This is a genomic window from Arthrobacter sp. JZ12 (assembly GCF_035189165.1).
Lineage (GTDB): Bacteria > Actinomycetota > Actinomycetes > Actinomycetales > Micrococcaceae > Arthrobacter_D.
In genome coordinates, this window is sequence record NZ_CP045246.1 from 2,496,570 (window position 1) to 2,511,122 (window position 14,553).

At 65.0% G+C, this 14,553-nt stretch carries 17 protein-coding genes and 1 tRNA gene; 7 read left to right on the forward strand and 11 right to left on the reverse strand.

The window, feature by feature from the left end; all coding sequences use genetic code 11:
- Positions 1-136 precede the first annotated feature (136 nt).
- The 5 genes from rplA to GC088_RS11525 form a co-directional block, all read right to left on the reverse strand.
- Entirely contained in the window at positions 137-844 is a 708-nt protein-coding gene (rplA, locus tag GC088_RS11505) for a 50S ribosomal protein L1 (protein ID WP_323959139.1), read from the reverse strand.
- A gap of 116 nt (positions 845-960) precedes the next feature.
- Entirely contained in the window at positions 961-1,389 is a 429-nt protein-coding gene (gene rplK, locus GC088_RS11510; RefSeq protein WP_309071926.1) for a 50S ribosomal protein L11, read from the reverse strand.
- Between the two features lie 120 nt (positions 1,390-1,509).
- Positions 1,510-2,280 (reverse strand): transcription termination/antitermination protein NusG, encoded by a 771-nt coding sequence (gene nusG / locus GC088_RS11515; RefSeq protein ID WP_323959140.1) that lies wholly within the window; start codon positions 2,278-2,280, stop codon positions 1,510-1,512.
- A gap of 59 nt (positions 2,281-2,339) precedes the next feature.
- Complete coding sequence (gene secE / locus GC088_RS11520) at positions 2,340-2,600, reverse strand: preprotein translocase subunit SecE (protein ID WP_323959141.1); 261 nt, start codon at positions 2,598-2,600, stop codon at positions 2,340-2,342.
- 106 nt (positions 2,601-2,706) lie between these two features.
- Positions 2,707-2,779: transfer RNA gene (locus GC088_RS11525), tRNA-Trp, on the reverse strand.
- A gap of 306 nt (positions 2,780-3,085) precedes the next feature.
- Here GC088_RS11525 and GC088_RS11530 point away from each other — a divergent pair.
- Positions 3,086-4,318: a pyridoxal phosphate-dependent aminotransferase gene (locus GC088_RS11530; RefSeq protein WP_323959142.1), complete on the forward strand. Its 1,233-nt coding sequence runs from the start codon at positions 3,086-3,088 to the stop codon at positions 4,316-4,318.
- A 122-nt stretch (positions 4,319-4,440) separates the two neighbouring features.
- Here GC088_RS11530 and GC088_RS11535 read toward each other — a convergent pair whose 3' ends face one another.
- Both GC088_RS11535 and GC088_RS11540 read right to left on the reverse strand, forming a co-directional pair.
- Positions 4,441-5,091: a LuxR C-terminal-related transcriptional regulator gene (locus tag GC088_RS11535; protein WP_323959143.1), complete on the reverse strand. Its 651-nt coding sequence runs from the start codon at positions 5,089-5,091 to the stop codon at positions 4,441-4,443.
- A complete protein-coding gene (locus tag GC088_RS11540) occupies positions 5,084-6,328 on the reverse strand; it encodes an ATP-binding protein (protein WP_323959144.1) in 1,245 nt (414 codons plus the stop codon). The genes GC088_RS11535 and GC088_RS11540 overlap by 8 nt, the downstream gene beginning before the upstream one ends.
- 124 nt (positions 6,329-6,452) lie before the next feature.
- Here GC088_RS11540 and GC088_RS11545 point away from each other — a divergent pair, with 124 nt between their 5' ends.
- The 5 genes from GC088_RS11545 (at position 6,453) to GC088_RS11565 (ending at position 10,415) form a co-directional block, all read left to right on the forward strand.
- Positions 6,453-7,925 carry a PspC domain-containing protein gene (locus tag GC088_RS11545; protein WP_323959145.1) on the forward strand — a complete coding sequence of 491 codons (1,473 nt, stop codon included), beginning with the start codon at positions 6,453-6,455 and terminating at the stop codon, positions 7,923-7,925.
- A complete protein-coding gene (locus GC088_RS11550) occupies positions 7,922-8,137 on the forward strand; it encodes a hypothetical protein (RefSeq protein ID WP_323959146.1) in 216 nt (71 codons plus the stop codon). The genes GC088_RS11545 and GC088_RS11550 overlap by 4 nt, the downstream gene beginning before the upstream one ends.
- A 63-nt stretch (positions 8,138-8,200) precedes the next feature.
- Complete coding sequence (locus GC088_RS11555) at positions 8,201-8,443, forward strand: PspC domain-containing protein (protein ID WP_323959147.1); 243 nt, start codon at positions 8,201-8,203, stop codon at positions 8,441-8,443.
- 150 nt (positions 8,444-8,593) lie between these two features.
- Entirely contained in the window at positions 8,594-9,619 is a 1,026-nt protein-coding gene (locus tag GC088_RS11560; RefSeq protein ID WP_323959148.1) for a 6-phosphofructokinase, read from the forward strand.
- Between the two features lie 73 nt (positions 9,620-9,692).
- The gene (locus GC088_RS11565) at positions 9,693-10,415 is read left to right on the forward strand and encodes a GNAT family N-acetyltransferase (RefSeq protein WP_323959149.1); all 723 of its coding nucleotides are present in this window, start codon (positions 9,693-9,695) and stop codon (positions 10,413-10,415) included.
- 36 nt (positions 10,416-10,451) lie between these two features.
- On the opposite strand, the gene GC088_RS11570 is transcribed toward GC088_RS11565, so the two are convergent.
- From GC088_RS11570 to GC088_RS11585, 4 genes are all read right to left on the reverse strand, one after another.
- Complete coding sequence (locus tag GC088_RS11570; protein WP_323962042.1) at positions 10,452-10,790, reverse strand: ankyrin repeat domain-containing protein; 339 nt, start codon at positions 10,788-10,790, stop codon at positions 10,452-10,454.
- Between the two features lie 59 nt (positions 10,791-10,849).
- The gene (locus tag GC088_RS11575) at positions 10,850-11,935 is read right to left on the reverse strand and encodes a CAF17-like 4Fe-4S cluster assembly/insertion protein YgfZ (protein ID WP_323959150.1); all 1,086 of its coding nucleotides are present in this window, start codon (positions 11,933-11,935) and stop codon (positions 10,850-10,852) included.
- Between the two features lie 42 nt (positions 11,936-11,977).
- Positions 11,978-12,577, reverse strand: coding sequence for a nitrobindin family protein (locus GC088_RS11580; RefSeq protein ID WP_323959151.1), 600 nt, complete (start codon positions 12,575-12,577; stop codon positions 11,978-11,980).
- A 169-nt stretch (positions 12,578-12,746) separates the two neighbouring features.
- Positions 12,747-13,484 (reverse strand): hypothetical protein, encoded by a 738-nt coding sequence (locus tag GC088_RS11585; protein WP_323962044.1) that lies wholly within the window; start codon positions 13,482-13,484, stop codon positions 12,747-12,749.
- A gap of 198 nt (positions 13,485-13,682) precedes the next feature.
- On the opposite strand from GC088_RS11585, the gene GC088_RS11590 reads away from it, so the two are divergent.
- Positions 13,683-14,387 carry a winged helix-turn-helix transcriptional regulator gene (locus tag GC088_RS11590; RefSeq protein ID WP_323959152.1) on the forward strand — a complete coding sequence of 235 codons (705 nt, stop codon included), beginning with the start codon at positions 13,683-13,685 and terminating at the stop codon, positions 14,385-14,387.
- Positions 14,388-14,553: the final 166 nt, after the last annotated feature.

Sequence of the window (14,553 nt, forward strand, 5' to 3'; positions counted from 1 at the left end):
AGCATTCTGATCCCAGTGATTGGGGAATGTCAATCAGTTTGCTGGTCCTTGGCATCACGGCGAAACGCAAGAGGGCGGGTGCAGTCTCAATGACTGCACCCGCCCTCTTGTTTACAGGCTTTGTGAAGCAAGTACCTTACGCGTCGATGAGAACCTTGGTGACGTTGGGGTCAACCGGGATGCTCGGTCCGAAGGTGGTGGTAACGGTGGCCTTCTGGATGTAGCGGCCCTTGGAAGCGGAAGGCTTCAGGCGCAGGACCTCTTCCAGAGCGGTTGCGTAGTTCTCGGCCAGCTTGCGGGCGTCGAACGAGGCCTTACCGATGATGAAGTGCAGGTTGGAGTGCTTGTCGACGCGGAAGTCGATCTTTCCACCCTTGATGTCATTGACAGCCTTGGTGACGTCAGGGGTAACCGTGCCGGTCTTCGGGTTCGGCATGAGGTTACGGGGACCGAGCACCTTACCGAGGCGGCCGACCTTGCCCATGAGGTCCGGAGTGGCGACCGCTGCGTCGAAGTCGACCCAGCCGCCGGCAACCTTCTCGATCATGTCGTCGGAGCCAACGAAGTCGGCGCCGGCTGCAATAGCAGCCTCTGCCTTGTCACCGGTTGCGAAGACCAGGACGCGCTTGGTCTTGCCGGTGCCGTGGGGCAGGTTGACGGTGCCGCGCACCATCTGGTCCGCCTTGCGGGGGTCGACGCCGAGGCGGAAAGCCACCTCAACGGTTGCGTCGAAGGACGAAGGGTTGGTGTCCTTCGCCAGGGTCACTGCCTCGAACGGCGCGTACTGCTTGGTCGCATCGATCTTGGCGGCAGCTGCCTCATATGCTTTGCTGCGCTTTGCCATCTGCTTGTTCTCCTTATGCAGTCGTGGTCTGCGGACCGCGCTCGGCCCTGCCACAGACATCTCGCGACCGGAGCCGCGGTGTCTCTATTGGATTGGGGTGGTGGTTGGTCAACCAGTTAGTCGACGGTGATGCCCATGGAGCGGGCGGTACCGGCGATGATCTTGGCAGCAGCCTGAACATCGTTGGCGTTGAGATCTTCCATCTTCATGGTGGCGATCTCTTCGACCTGTGCCTGGGTGAGCTTCGCAACCTTGACGGTGTGCGGGGTTGCGGAGCCCTTCTGGACACCGGCAGCCTTCTTGATCAGCTCGGCAGCAGGCGGGGTCTTGGTGACGAAGGTGAATGAACGGTCCTCGTACACCGTGATTTCGACGGGGATAACGTTCCCGCGCTGGGATTCCGTCGCGGCGTTGTACGCCTTGCAGAACTCCATGATGTTGACACCGTGCTGACCAAGCGCAGGACCGATCGGAGGAGCCGGGTTGGCGGCGCCTGCCTGGATCTGCAGCTTGATGAGGCCGGTGACCTTCTTCTTGGGGGCCATTGAATGGGTCCTTTTCTTACATTTCGTTCCCCGGGACAGGAGCGTCCGGAGGATGGTGACCGCCATGGCGTGGCGGTCGGCCGTCCCATCAGGTCAAAGCCAACCCGACGGAGACGAAACTTACTGGATCTTGGTGACCTGGTTGAACGACAGGGTGACCGGAGTCTCACGTTCGAAGATGGACACCAGGACAACCAGCTGCTGCGACTCCGGCTTGATCTCGGAGATGGTCGCCGGGAGGGTCTCGAAGGGGCCTTCGTTGACCGTGACGGACTCGCCGACTTCGAAGTTGACCAGCGTGGGAGTGGCCTGTGTGCGCACCGGCTTACCGGTCTCCGTGGTGCCCTTCACGATGGTGTGCTCCAGCATCGAGAACACCTCGTTGAGGCTCAGCGGTACGGGATCATGCGCGTTGCCGACAAAGCCGGTAACACCCGGGGTGTGGCGGACGGCGCCCCACGACTCATCGGTGAGGTTCATGCGGACGAGGACGTAGCCGGGGATGCGGACGCGGTTGACGATCTTGCGCGTCGTGTTCTTGATTTCCACGACTTCTTCCATTGGCACCTGGATCTCGAAGATGTGCTCTTCCATGTCCAGGGTCTGGATGCGCGTCTCCAGGTTGGCCTTTACGCGGTTCTCGTAACCCGCATAGGAGTGAATGACGTACCAGTCGCCCTCCTGGCGACGCAGCTTTGCCTTGAATTCGGCGACCGGGTCAACCTCGGGCTCCTCCGGAGCGGCTTCAGCCGCTTCATCGGGGGCGTCGCTGTCAGCGGGCACAACGGCATCAGCAGGCGCGTCTTCCGCACCTGCTGAAATTACCTGGTCCTCGCTACCCAGATCTTCCTCATCGGTTGTGATCTGTCGTTCGAGTTCTTGCTCGGACACCTAGCTGCCTGCTTTCTGGATTACTGTGCCTTGCTGGTTGCTGCCGCTCCGGGCAGAAACTAGCTGTCGCCGCCAAAGAGCCACACTGCGCCGGTACCGAACAGGAAGTCCAACCCGGTCACGATGAGCATCATGATGATCACGAACGCCAGGACCGTAATGGTGAACCGCACCAGCTCCTTGCGGGTGGGTACAACCACCTTGCGCAGTTCGGCGATGATCTGCCGTACAAAAAGGATGGTCCGGCTGAAGAATCCGCGCTTGGGTTCCTGCTTGCCGGCGGGGTTTCCCTTGGAGCTGCTAGCAGCCGTATCGGTCACCTTCAACCTCACCAATCTTGTAGGTATCTGAGCTGGCCGGACTGACCCATCACTCATGTGAGCGTTCATCGCCGCACTGCCGCATGCTGTCCATGACGGTGATGCGCAGGGCAGACAGGACTCGAACCTGCAACCTGCGGTTTTGGAGACCGCTGCGCTACCAATTGCGCCACTACCCTTTGGAGCGAAACTCCACCTCCAGACCGCCTGCTCCTGAGTGTTCCAACACTTCGGTTCAGGCGCGGTCCATCAAGGCGAGTTCAACACCGAGGAACTAGTCTACGCAATCCGGGACGCAACGTCGAACTGAGCGCGCGATGCCTGATTTCCCGCCGGCGGCGAACGGCTTCCCAACAGCCCTCACGAGGTTCCTGCCTGCCCAGAATAGCTTCGTGCTCATGTCTTTTCCGCGTAGCGAAGGGTCGCGACGGCATGAAAGCCCTAAGCTGGTGGGGACCCCCACACCACCGAAAGACGGGAAAACCATGACTGCCGCTGACGCCCTGTCCCAGCGCTCCACGGGACGCGTGTCCCGCCGGATCTCCGCCATTGCGGAATCCGCCACGCTCGCTGTAGACGCAAAGGCAAAGGCGCTGAAGGCAGCGGGCCGCCCGGTCATCGGATTCGGCGCAGGTGAACCTGACTTTCCCACTCCGGATTACATTGTCGAGGCAGCGATCGACGCCGCACGGCAGCCGCGCTTCCACCGGTACTCCCCCGCCGGCGGGCTTCCCGAGCTGAAGCAGGCCATCGCCGCGAAGACCCTGCGCGATTCCGGCTACAGCGTGGATCCTTCCCAAGTGCTGGTCACCAACGGCGGCAAGCAGGCTGTTTACGAATCATTCGCCACCCTGCTTGATCCGGGCGACGAGGTGCTGGTTCCCACCCCCTACTGGACGACGTATCCCGAAGCAATCCGCCTGGCCGGCGGTGTTCCGGTCGAGGTATTCGCCGGACCCGAGCAGTCCTACCTGGTGACGGTCGACCAGCTGGAGGCAGCCCGCACCGAGCGCACCAAGGTCCTCCTGTTCGTATCGCCGTCGAACCCCACCGGCGCGGTGTACTCCGCCGAGCAGGTCCGTGAGATCGGTGAGTGGGCGGCGGCCAACGGGCTCTGGGTGATCACCGACGAGATCTACGAGCATCTGACGTACGACGGCGTGCCGTTCACCTCCATCGCGACTGCCGCCCCCTCCCTCGGAGACCGTGTGGTCATCCTCAACGGTGTGGCCAAGACCTACGCCATGACGGGCTGGCGCGTGGGTTGGATGATCGGGCCGCAGGACGTCGTGAAGGCCGCAACCAACCTCCAGTCGCACGCTACCTCGAACGTTGCCAACGTGTCGCAGATCGCCGCCCTCGCCGCCGTCTCCGGCCCGCTCACAGCCGTGGATGAGATGAAGAAGTCTTTCGATCGCCGTCGTCGAGCCATGGTCTCCGGACTGAATGAAATCGACGGCGTCGCGTGCCCCACACCGCACGGGGCTTTCTACGCCTACGCCGACATGCGCGGGCTACTTGGTCGCCAGTTCGGCGACGCGCGCCCGCAGACTTCAGCCGAGCTCGCGGCACTGATCCTCGACACCGTGGAAGTTGCTGTCGTTCCCGGTGAGGCGTTCGGCCCGAGCGGCTTCATTCGCCTGTCCTACGCTCTCGGTGACGAAGACCTCGCAACCGGCGTATCACGCCTTCAGGAGTTCCTCGGTTCAGCACGCTGAGTTTCGGGTGGCGTGATGGCATCGCGCAGCGGGCCCTGCCCGCTCCGCGATGCCAACCACACCGGGGCATCGCTGCGGCCGCCATCTCGCGGGTTCAGCCGTGTGAAGCCTCGTCAGAAAATTTAGAGCAGCCGCCGCTCCGCCGCCCACCGGGTGAGCTCGTGGCGGGACGAGAGCTGCAGCTTACGGAGCACCGCGGAAACGTGGGTTTCGACGGTCTTGATCGAGATGAACAGCTCCTTGGCTACCTCCTTGTAGCTGTAGCCGCGGGCAATCAGCCTCATGACTTCGAGCTCGCGCGCCGAAAGCCGGTCGAGTTCGCTGTCCACCGACGCAACCGCGGCCGTCCCGAAAGCGTCGAGCACAAAGCCGGCCAGCCGGGGCGAAAAGACTGCGTCTCCGGAGGCTACGCGCAGGACCGCATCCGAGATGTCGGCGCCTGAGATGGTCTTGGTGACATATCCGCGTGCCCCGGCGCGGATAACCGTCACTACGTCCTCGGCCGAGTCCGAGACGCTGAGGGCCAGGAAACGCGTGGATTGGCGCACATCTGCGCACCCGGCGATCACTTCCGCCCCGCCGCCACCCCTTCCACCGGGTAGGTGCACGTCCAGGAGCACCACCTGGGGCCGGGTGTCGCGAATGACTGCGACCGCTTCCTCCACGGTCGCCGCCTCACCGACAATTCGCAGGCGGTCGTCGAGGTCGGCTTTGAGACCGGAGCGGAAGATGGCGTGGTCGTCCACTACGACGACGGTAATGGGCTCAGTCATGGTTGGCTCCTGGCTTGGGTTCAGGCATGGTCAGCTGCACTTCGGTTCCCGCGTCTGAACTGCGGATTCGCGCGGTACCGCCGTGGCGCTGCATCCGGTTGACCACGGACTCACGAATCCCCAGGCGGTCCGCCGGAACCTCAGCCGGGTCGAAACCCGAACCGCGGTCGCGGACGAAAACGGTAGAACCCTCAGCGCCCGCTTCGAGATAGACCGAAATTGCACCACCGGCATGCTTGGCCGCATTCACAATGGCCTCCCGTGCCGCCTGCACCAGGGCTTCCTGTCGGGGAGTCACGGCTGTGTCTCCGACGGCGACGACATCCACCGGGTGACCGTAGGCCTCCTCGACCTCCACTGCAACAGAGCGGATGCTGTCAGCCAGGTTCCCGGTGCGCTCGGCCGCGTCGTCATAAAGCCAGCGGCGCAGCTCCCGCTCCTGTGCCCGCGCCAGCCGCACCACGTCCTGCTCCGAAGACGCGCGGTTCTGGATCAGGGCCAGGGTCTGCAGCACGGAGTCGTGGAGATGGGCAGCGATTTCCGCCCGCTCGGTCTCCCGCACGCGTGCAGCCCGTTCAGCTTCCAGGTCCTTCCAGAACTTCACGCCCCAGGGTGCAAGCACCAGCACAATTCCGCCCAGCACCGCGGCCGTCGCCAGCAGCACCGGCCAGGTGAACTCCCATGAGAGCGATCCGGAGACGAGGATGAGCACCCCCACGATCACCAGCAGCAGGCCAGCAGCCAGCCGCGCCACCCCCTCGGCCCGGGTTGCTCCGGCATGATCCATCAGGCGCGTGCGCCTGGCCTCATCGAGTTGCGACCAGGCAAGTACCGCGCCCAGCGCCACGGCCGCCAGCGGCACCAACCACCCCCACTGGATGTTCACGCCAAGCTGCTGGGCCACGAACGCCGCAGCCACGACGAGCAGTCCGACGCCGATTATCACCTCGCGTCCCCCGGCAGGCGTGGTCGGCCCGGTTGTCTTGGCTTCCGCACCGACCAGGGCGGGTGCACCCAGACGGAGCCCGGCCGGCGAGGCGGTACCCCGCCGTCGTTCTTCCGCGGTAGGGACCAGCACCCACAGCCAGCCATACAGGACCAGGCCCGCGCCGCCCGCGAAACACAGTGCAACCATCCCCAGACGCGCCGCGCGCACGGAGATCCCCAGATGCTGCGCCAGGCCCGCGCAGACACCCGCGATCACGGCGTCGTTGGAGCGAAGCAGCGGTGGTCTCATATTCCAATCCAAGCACGCTCAGGGGACGGTGTTACCCCTGATCAGGGCAATCTCCGCGCGGATCAGGGGACGTTCAGGGTCAGCCCCGATGGTTGGTGTTGATGCCGGGGGCAAGGATGGAGACATGAACTCGCATCAAGACCCTTCGACCCCGTCCGGCGAACCCAAACCGTCCGCCGGATCGGACAGCGCACCGGGCTCGTTGCCGCGGGCCACCCCTCCTTCAGAGCCAACTCCCGAGCCAACTCCTGAACCATCGCCCGAACCGTTCGCCCAACCAACACCGCACCCAACTTCCCAGTCCAGCACCCGTCCCGAGGGCGGTTTCTTCGGCTGGGTCCGGAGCCTGAACACCGTCCGCGGCCAGGACCGCTGGATCGGCGGGGTCACAACCGGTATCGCGGCACGCACGGGACTGGATCCCACCCTTACCCGTGGAATCTTCGTAGTGCTCGCAATCTTCGGTGGCATCGGCCTCCTGCTGTACGGCGTGGCGTGGGCCCTCCTGCCCGAGCCGGACGGACGAATCCACGCCGAGTCCGCAGGACGCGGCAGCTGGACGTCCGGCATGACCGGCGCCCTCATCGTCACTCTCCTCGGCCTCTGGCGCCCTGAGGCCCGGGTCTTCGGAAATACCGGCGGCTTCGGCGCCTTCGTCTGGAGCCTGTTCTGGATCGCGCTGGCAATCTTCATCGTGTACTGGATCTCCACCGCGCACAGGAAGAAGAACGACGGCGGCTCCTCACCGGCCGACTCCTCCCCCGCCGGTTCTGCGGCGGCATCCAGCTACAGCCCCGGTACCAGCTACACCGTTCCGACGTCCACGGCAGAAGCGCCGTCCGCTTCGCCGCGCACCTCCCCGACCGCGTCCATGCCCTTTCCACCGCCGCCTCCAACCATCCCCGTGAAGACTCCGCCGAAGCCTGCGGCTCCGCGCCCCTCCGGGGCAGACGTCGCGGTCTTCCTGGGCGGGGCACTCTTCCTTGGAGCACTGGTGCTCGTCCTGGACCATCTGGACGTACTCGCACTTGGGGTCAACGCAATCCCGGTCGCCCTCGCCACCGGTCTTGTGGTCATCGGTCTCGGCATAATCCTGCTGGGGGTGCGTGGGCGGTCCTCCGGCGCCCTCGGGTTCCTGGCCGCGATCGGAATTGCCGCAGCCCTGATTTCCAGCACCTCCCCGACGACGGGGAACTGGGTAGTGGCCGACGAGAGCGCCTGGACCAATGCCACCGGCAACCCGTCAGAGGGCTACTCCGTCGTTGCCGGCCAGGGCCGCGTAGACCTCACGGGGATCGAGAATCTGACGGAGGACGTAGTGGTACCCATTCATGCAGCGGCGGGAAACGTAGGAGTGCTGGTTTCCGAGGACGTCCCTGTCGAGGTCCGCTCGCGGATGGCACTGGGTTCCATAGACCTCGTCACTCCGGGTGACTCCACCTCCCTGGGCGGAATCTGGCAGCCGGGGACACTGCGCCTGAACGAAGACGCAGCGGGTCCCAGCATCATCCTGGACGTCCGGGGCGCGGTCAGCCACGTCACGGTCGCCACCTACGAAAGCGCACTGGAAGACACGGAAAGCAGGCGAGACCGATGAGCACCCGCCACACCGGCAACGACCCGAAGACCTCCCCACGGGCAGGCACGATCATCTGGGGAGCGGTCGCCGTCGTCATCGGCGTGCTGATCCTCCTCGGTGAGCTGACGGGCATCGTGCTCGATCCGGTCCTGGTGGTCATGGTCCTCCTGATCGGGACCGGCGCTGCACTGATTGTCGGAGGCGTCCTCTCGATGAACCGGCGCCGGTGACATGGAACTCCGGTGACATAGAACTCCAGTGACATCCAACCGACGATACGAAAGCATGGACCAATGAACTCCTTCTTCAACGCCCTTCGCTCCTCACCCATCAAGCGGGCCCCCGGCGGCTGGTTCGGCGGCATCGCCGCGGGAATCGCCCTCAAGTTCGGCTGGTCGCCAATCCTGGTGCGTCTCGGTATCCTGATCAGCTTCGCGCTCCCCTTCATCGGGCTGCCGCTCTACATCGCGCTGTGGCTGCTGCTCCCCAAGACCGACGGCACCATCGCCCTCGAAAAGCTCGTCTCAGGCCGCTGATCCGACCCCCTCACCCAGTCAGTCAGGCAGTAAATCAGCCAGGGTGAGCCGCGTCACAATCAGGGTGGTTCGGGCCGTGTGTCTAGAATCATACGAGGCTCAAGGAAGCGCCCCACCAAAGTCATCCGTCCTCGACTGATTGGAGCGCACATGAAAATCGGAATCCTCACCAGTGGAGGCGACTGCCCCGGACTGAACGCGGTGATCCGCGGAGCCGTCCTCAAGGGCATCAAGACCGACGGCCTCGAGTTCGTAGGATTCCGTGACGGCTGGCGCGGCGTCGTGGACGGCGACATCATCGATCTTCCGCGACATGCCGTCCGCGGCATCTCCAAGCAGGGCGGAACCATTCTTGGGACCTCGCGCACCAATCCCTTCGAGGGCAACGGCGGCCCGGAGGCCATCAAGGCCAACCTCGACCGGCTCGGAATCGACGCGATCATCGCAATCGGCGGCGAAGGCACGCTGGCGGCGGCAAAGCGACTCACCGACGTGGGCCTGAAGATCGTGGGCGTTCCAAAGACCGTGGACAACGACCTCGACGCGACCGATTACACCTTCGGCTTCGACACCGCCGTCCAAATCGCCACCGAAGCCATCGACCGGCTGCGGACCACAGGCGAGTCGCACAGCCGCTGCATGGTGGCCGAGGTGATGGGCCGCCACGTCGGCTGGATCGCCCTGCACGCCGGAATGGCCTCGGGCGCCCACGCAATTCTCATCCCCGAGCAGCGCACCTCGATGGAGCAGATCTGCGAATGGGTCACGGAAGCCCGGGACCGTGGTCGCGCACCGCTCGTCGTGGTGGCGGAAGGTTTTGTTCCGGCTCATCTGGAGCAGGCCCATTCCGAGCGCGGACTCGACACCTTCGGCCGTCCCCGGCTTGGCGGCATTGCCGACCAACTGGCTCCCGAGATCGAGGCGCGCACGGGAATCGAGACCCGAGCCACCATCCTCGGCCATATTCAGCGCGGCGGCGTCCCTTCTGCCTTTGACCGCGTGCTGGCCACCCGGCTCGGCATGGCCGCCGTCGACTCCGTGATCGACGGGCTGTGGGGAACCATGGTCTCCCTGCACGGCACCGAGATCGCGCACGTGGGCTTCGAGGCAGCGCTGGGTAACCTCAAGCGCGTCCCGCAGCACCGCTACGACGAAGCCGCCATCCTGTTCGGCTGAATCAGCGGCTACATCGTCCGGAGGGCATCACTGCGAAGAAACCGGCACGAACGTGGTCGGCTAACGTTGTTGCATGGCTCTTGAGATGAATCTCGAGCCCGGAACCGTTTCGATCATCCAGTTGGCATGGTCAAGGCTGTTGGGGTTCGACGACGCCGCCATGGCCGCGGGTCACGGGCGGATCTACCGCGAGGACAGTACCGGCACCCTGCTCACCTTCGTCTCCTTGTTCGGCAATGAGGCGCTGGTGGGCCCCTCCTGGGCGCTGGATGCCGCGCGGAACCTTTCGGGCGAGGAGCTTGCCCGCCATTCAACCCTGCTGTCGCTGAGCCTTCCGCACGGAGGGCGTGCCCTGGGAGAAGCCTCCCTGTACTTCTGTGACACCCTTCCGTCATTTCCTCAGGAGGGCCCTCCTGTCAGCAGCGATCCCGAACATGTGCGCGCACTTGAGCGGCTCTGCCCTCCGGATGACGTTGCCGAAGTTCAGCTCAGCAGCATGGAGCAGAACTGTATCCTCGTGGACGACCGTTCGGATCCGCCCGCACCTCTGGCCGGTGCCGGCTATGACATCTGGGGCGGAATCCTTGCCCACGTCGTAGTGCTGACTGCCCCGGATGAACGACGCCGGGGCAGGGCCACCTATGCGGCTTCCGTGGCGGTGGAGGAGGCGATGGCGGCAGGCCTGATTCCGCAGTGGCGGGCGCGGGTGGGCAACGCGGCCTCGCAGCGGACGGCGCTGAGGGCAGGTTTTATCTACGCCGGGACGCAGACGTCAGTGGTCCTGGAGTCCCCCTGAGCAACAGCGGACCGGGCACGTGGTGCCCTTTTGTCCCTACGGGAACAGCGTCAGCATCTCCGCCCGGCCGAACATCTCAGCGGCTGCGCGGGCCGAGGGCGTCCCGGCATCGGGATCCGCACCACCCTCAAGCAGGGCCTCCACGACGTCCTCGTAACCCTTGAAGACAGCTCCGGCCAGCGGGGTCTGCCCGCGGTCATTGGCGGCGTTGACGTCGACGCCACGGGCCAGGAGGTCCCGCACCACCGCAGCATGACCGTTGTACGCGGCAAGCATCAGCAGGCTGTCACCCGCCGAGTTGGTCAGCGTGGGCGGGACACCCGCGTCGAGATAGCGGCCCAGCGTTGCGCCGTCGCCCTCGCGGGCAGCATCCATCAGTCGGTGCGCCAGCGCGATCGCAGCATCCGCCGAAGAATCCCCGCTGTCCTGTACGGTCACAGCCGTCCGCCTCTCATCAGTCCTGCGGGACGCCCAACCACCTGGCCGGCGTCCGTTGCAACGATCAACTCCTGCGCCGCCGCGTAGCGTTCGTCGCCGTCAACCACTTCCAGGGCAGCCTCCGGATCTACGCTCCGCTTGATCACCGCAAGCCCCACGGCACCCATCTCGTAGTGCTGACCGACAGACGTCAGCGTCCCCACGCTGCGTCCGCCAACGACGACGTCGCTCCCCCGCACGGGCAGCGTGTGCTGGCTGCCGTCCAACTGTAGAAAGACGAGCCTCCGCGGCGGGTGCCCGAGGTTATGCACCCGGGCGATGGTTTCCTGGCCCTTGTAGCATCCCTTCGCCAAATGCACGGCAGTGCGAAGGAGGTCCAGTTCGTGCGGGATGGTGCGTTCATCGGTTTCCGACCCCAGCCGCGGACGCCACGCCGCAATGCGCAGCGCTTCCGAGGCCATCACTCCGGCCAGCTGCAGCCCGTCGACAGCTTCCGCCAGCTCTACACGAGGAATTAGGTACTCCCGCCAGGGCCGCTCCCGGCCGGGATGCGAGCCGTCCGCGACCACGCTGTACGAATAGCCGCCCGTCCGCACGTTGGGCCAGGCGTCCTCCCAGGTGAGGTTCCCGGCGAACCGGTCCACCGGCGCAACCGAGCCGACCGTGGCCCACTCGCCGGTAACGTCCGCTACCTCGACGCGCAGCATGAACTTCATCCGATTGAGCCATTCAGCGAGCGGAGCTGCTTCCCAGGCCTCGGTCAGCAGCCAGGTGGTGGCGCCGTCGTCGACCACCTTGGGGCTGTATTCAATCCGCCCCTGCACCGTCAGAAGGAGGGTCTCGGTGGACTCACCCGGGACCAGGTTCAGAAGCAGCTGCGAGGAAAGCGTGTTCAGCCAGCTGAGGCGGTCCGGTCCCGACACGGTGACCACACCGCGATGGGAAAGGTCGACGACGGCTGAGCCGCGGGCGAGCAGCCGCTGCTCCCGCAGCGGGTCGCCATAGTGCGCGGCGACGCCCTGGTCAGGAGCGCCGGCTTCAACGGCTCCGGGCACGGCAAGGAGCGGGCTGGTGTAACTCATATTGTTGGCAACATTCCGGACCGTCGACGCTATTCCGGACGCTCAGGCACTCTTGCGAAGGATGGCGGAAGCATGCGGTTCAAGCGCATTGCCCTCGGCCGCAATGTCCCAGCGCCAGTAAAGGTCCCCGTTGACCAGGCCGAACAGCCGCGTTGCGGCGGAATAGTCCTTGGAGTGCTGTCCACGCATCACGAGGTCCGTGCTGAGCTGGATCTGGGGGCCTTTGATGGTCCCGTAGTACAGCTCAGCTATCCCGCCCGGATGAACGATGGTCGCCGTGATGTCGAAGCCGCCCGCATCGTTACGGAACTGCTCAACCTCGTCGGCGCTTTTGAGCGCGGGAACAATGTCCGCGGGAGACAGACCGGGCCCGACGTCGGCGTCGTTCAGTTTCCGGTCCAACGCCCAGAACCCGGTCTCCACAGACAGGGGACGAAGCGTGTTCCCGTCCTCGTCGGTGAGCCAGGTTTCAGCGGTGTACTGCACATACGGGAGCCCGTGCTGCGTGAAGCTTGCCCGCTGGAAGAAGTGCTCAGAGTCCGCGTTGCCCTCGCCGAGCCTGCCGGACCCTTCCCAGGTGCCAAGCAGCCAGGAGAGAGGGACCAGCTCAGGTGTCAGGTCTGTCGGAATCTCGAACGACATGGATCAGCGAAGGCTACTTCTGGCCCTTGTACAGGCGGGCGATAACGAGTGCGGCGAACCCGGCCATACCCAGTCCCGCGACGACCAGCAGCGAAATGAAGAAGATTTCCAGCGCAAGAATAGACATGCCCCCATCCTAACGCGCCGAAAGTGGCCACCAGTGAATGTGTCAGCTCAGCAGGAGCCGTTCCAGGAAGTAGACAAGGGCGCCCATCCCGAGCACCGGTGATACTCCGGCGGCAAGGGTGGCCACAGTGTTCAGCGGCTCATCCCGGCTGATTACCATGCGGCGTCCGGCCATCACGACTGCCCCGCAAACCGCGCCGATAACGGCAGCAGCGGCTCCCTGCACATCGGTGAACACCAGCGCGCAGAGTGGGCCGGCGAGCGCAGCCAGCGCCACGCCGAGGGGCGCGGCAAGCCGGTCCGGCAAGGGCAGGGCTGCCACTGCGATGGCCACGAGCACGCTGATGCCAGTGACAAGCGCCACACCCGATTGACCCGCATTGACGGTGAGGTTATCCGCACCGACCCAACCCGCTCCCAGGGCAATCAGGAGAACGCCGGAGCTTGCGCCGAGCGTTGACTCCAGCCGATGGCTCTGGCCGGTGCCGCGAATGAGCTGGATGAGGAAGATCCCGCCGACGCCGAGGGCCACCGCAATGGGAAGCCAGGTCAGCGCCGCTCCTGCGGGGGACAGATAAGCGGCGATACTCGCGGCCAGCGCGCTTAGCGCGATGGCGGTGGTCTGGCTCTTACGTGCTGGTACCCCCATGATGTGCGGCCAGCCGATGGCCGCAACCACCACAAGGACGGCAACAACAACGACGACGGCCGCCGGCGACACGTAGGAAGCCCCCACGATCGCCGCCAGGGCTCCTGCCGCAGCCAGTGCCGCCGTCAACATCCTCACCGAAGCAATACTGCCCTACGCCTGCGGGCGCCGTCGAAAGCCGGGTTGGGGCGCAATGTTACGAACCTCTCGCGAGCACCCTCGCTATACTGAGCAAATCCGTTGCCGACCTGCTGGAACGGTTAAAACTGTCCGGCACCCGGTCTCCGCTGCGCCCGCCCGATGATGCGCGTCCCAACCCCTGGAGGACAAATGCCGCACATCCTGATGCTGACCAACAGCCCGGGTTCGTCCGTGGACGTCCTCCCTGCCCTTGAACTGCTGAGCCACAAGGTGCACATCCTGCCAGCCGAACCTACGGCTCTGCTGGATACCGAGCCGTGCGACGTCGTCATCATCGACGCGCGGAAGGACCTTGTGGGTGCGCGGTCGCTGACCCAGCTGCTGCGTGCCACCGGTCTGAGCGCACCCCTGATGCTTGTCCTCACCGAGGGCGGCATGGCGGCGGTCGCAGCGAACTGGCTCGCCGACGACGTCGTCCTGGACTCGGCGGGACCGGCGGAGGTTGAAGCGCGCCTGAGGTTGGTGATCGCGCGGTCCACCACCGCCGCGGAGGAGGTCTCCAGCGAGATCCATGCCTCGGGAGTGGTCATCGACGAGGCCAGCTACACGGCGCGGGTTGGCGGTGAGCCGATGAACCTCACCTACAAGGAGTTCGAACTCCTCAAGTATCTCGCCCAGCACCCCGGCAGGGTCTTCACCCGAGACCAACTGCTGCACGAGGTCTGGGGCTACGACTACTACGGCGGCACGCGCACCGTGGACGTTCACGTCCGCCGTCTCCGGGCAAAGCTCGGACCTGACCATGAGCAGCTGATCGGCACAGTGCGGAACGTCGGTTACCGCTTCACCTTCACCCGGCAACCGGACGATTCCGCCGTGAACCAGCAGGCTTGAACAGCCCAAAACAAAGGCTCCCTCCCGCAGTGCGGAAGGGAGCCTTTTCTGTGGAGGACATACGGGTCGAACGTATCGCGGGCGCCCCACTGGCGCATCCCCCTCGCGCACCCATCGGAGGTCAGAGCCTCACCGGTGATCGAGCGCTTGAAAAGCCTACAACACA

Bases quoted from the DNA above. Each gene is read 5' to 3' on its own strand.
- rplA (WP_323959139.1), bottom strand. From the start codon at position 844: ATGGCAAAGCGCAGCAAAGCATATGAGGCAGCTGCCGCCAAGATCGAT.
- rplK (WP_309071926.1), bottom strand. From the start codon at position 1,389: ATGGCCCCCAAGAAGAAGGTCACCGGCCTCATCAAGCTGCAGATCCAG.
- GC088_RS11530 (WP_323959142.1), top strand. From the start codon at position 3,086: ATGACTGCCGCTGACGCCCTGTCCCAGCGCTCCACGGGACGCGTGTCC.
- GC088_RS11535 (WP_323959143.1), bottom strand. From the start codon at position 5,091: ATGACTGAGCCCATTACCGTCGTCGTAGTGGACGACCACGCCATCTTC.
- GC088_RS11540 (WP_323959144.1), bottom strand. From the start codon at position 6,328: ATGAGACCACCGCTGCTTCGCTCCAACGACGCCGTGATCGCGGGTGTC.
- GC088_RS11545 (WP_323959145.1), top strand. From the start codon at position 6,453: ATGAACTCGCATCAAGACCCTTCGACCCCGTCCGGCGAACCCAAACCG.
- GC088_RS11550 (WP_323959146.1), top strand. From the start codon at position 7,922: ATGAGCACCCGCCACACCGGCAACGACCCGAAGACCTCCCCACGGGCA.
- GC088_RS11555 (WP_323959147.1), top strand. From the start codon at position 8,201: ATGAACTCCTTCTTCAACGCCCTTCGCTCCTCACCCATCAAGCGGGCC.
- GC088_RS11560 (WP_323959148.1), top strand. From the start codon at position 8,594: ATGAAAATCGGAATCCTCACCAGTGGAGGCGACTGCCCCGGACTGAAC.
- GC088_RS11565 (WP_323959149.1), top strand. From the start codon at position 9,693: ATGGCTCTTGAGATGAATCTCGAGCCCGGAACCGTTTCGATCATCCAG.
- GC088_RS11570 (WP_323962042.1), bottom strand. From the start codon at position 10,790: ATGGATGCTGCCCGCGAGGGCGACGGCGCAACGCTGGGCCGCTATCTC.
- GC088_RS11575 (WP_323959150.1), bottom strand. From the start codon at position 11,935: ATGAGTTACACCAGCCCGCTCCTTGCCGTGCCCGGAGCCGTTGAAGCC.
- GC088_RS11580 (WP_323959151.1), bottom strand. From the start codon at position 12,577: ATGTCGTTCGAGATTCCGACAGACCTGACACCTGAGCTGGTCCCTCTC.
- GC088_RS11585 (WP_323962044.1), bottom strand. From the start codon at position 13,484: ATGTTGACGGCGGCACTGGCTGCGGCAGGAGCCCTGGCGGCGATCGTG.
- GC088_RS11590 (WP_323959152.1), top strand. From the start codon at position 13,683: ATGCCGCACATCCTGATGCTGACCAACAGCCCGGGTTCGTCCGTGGAC.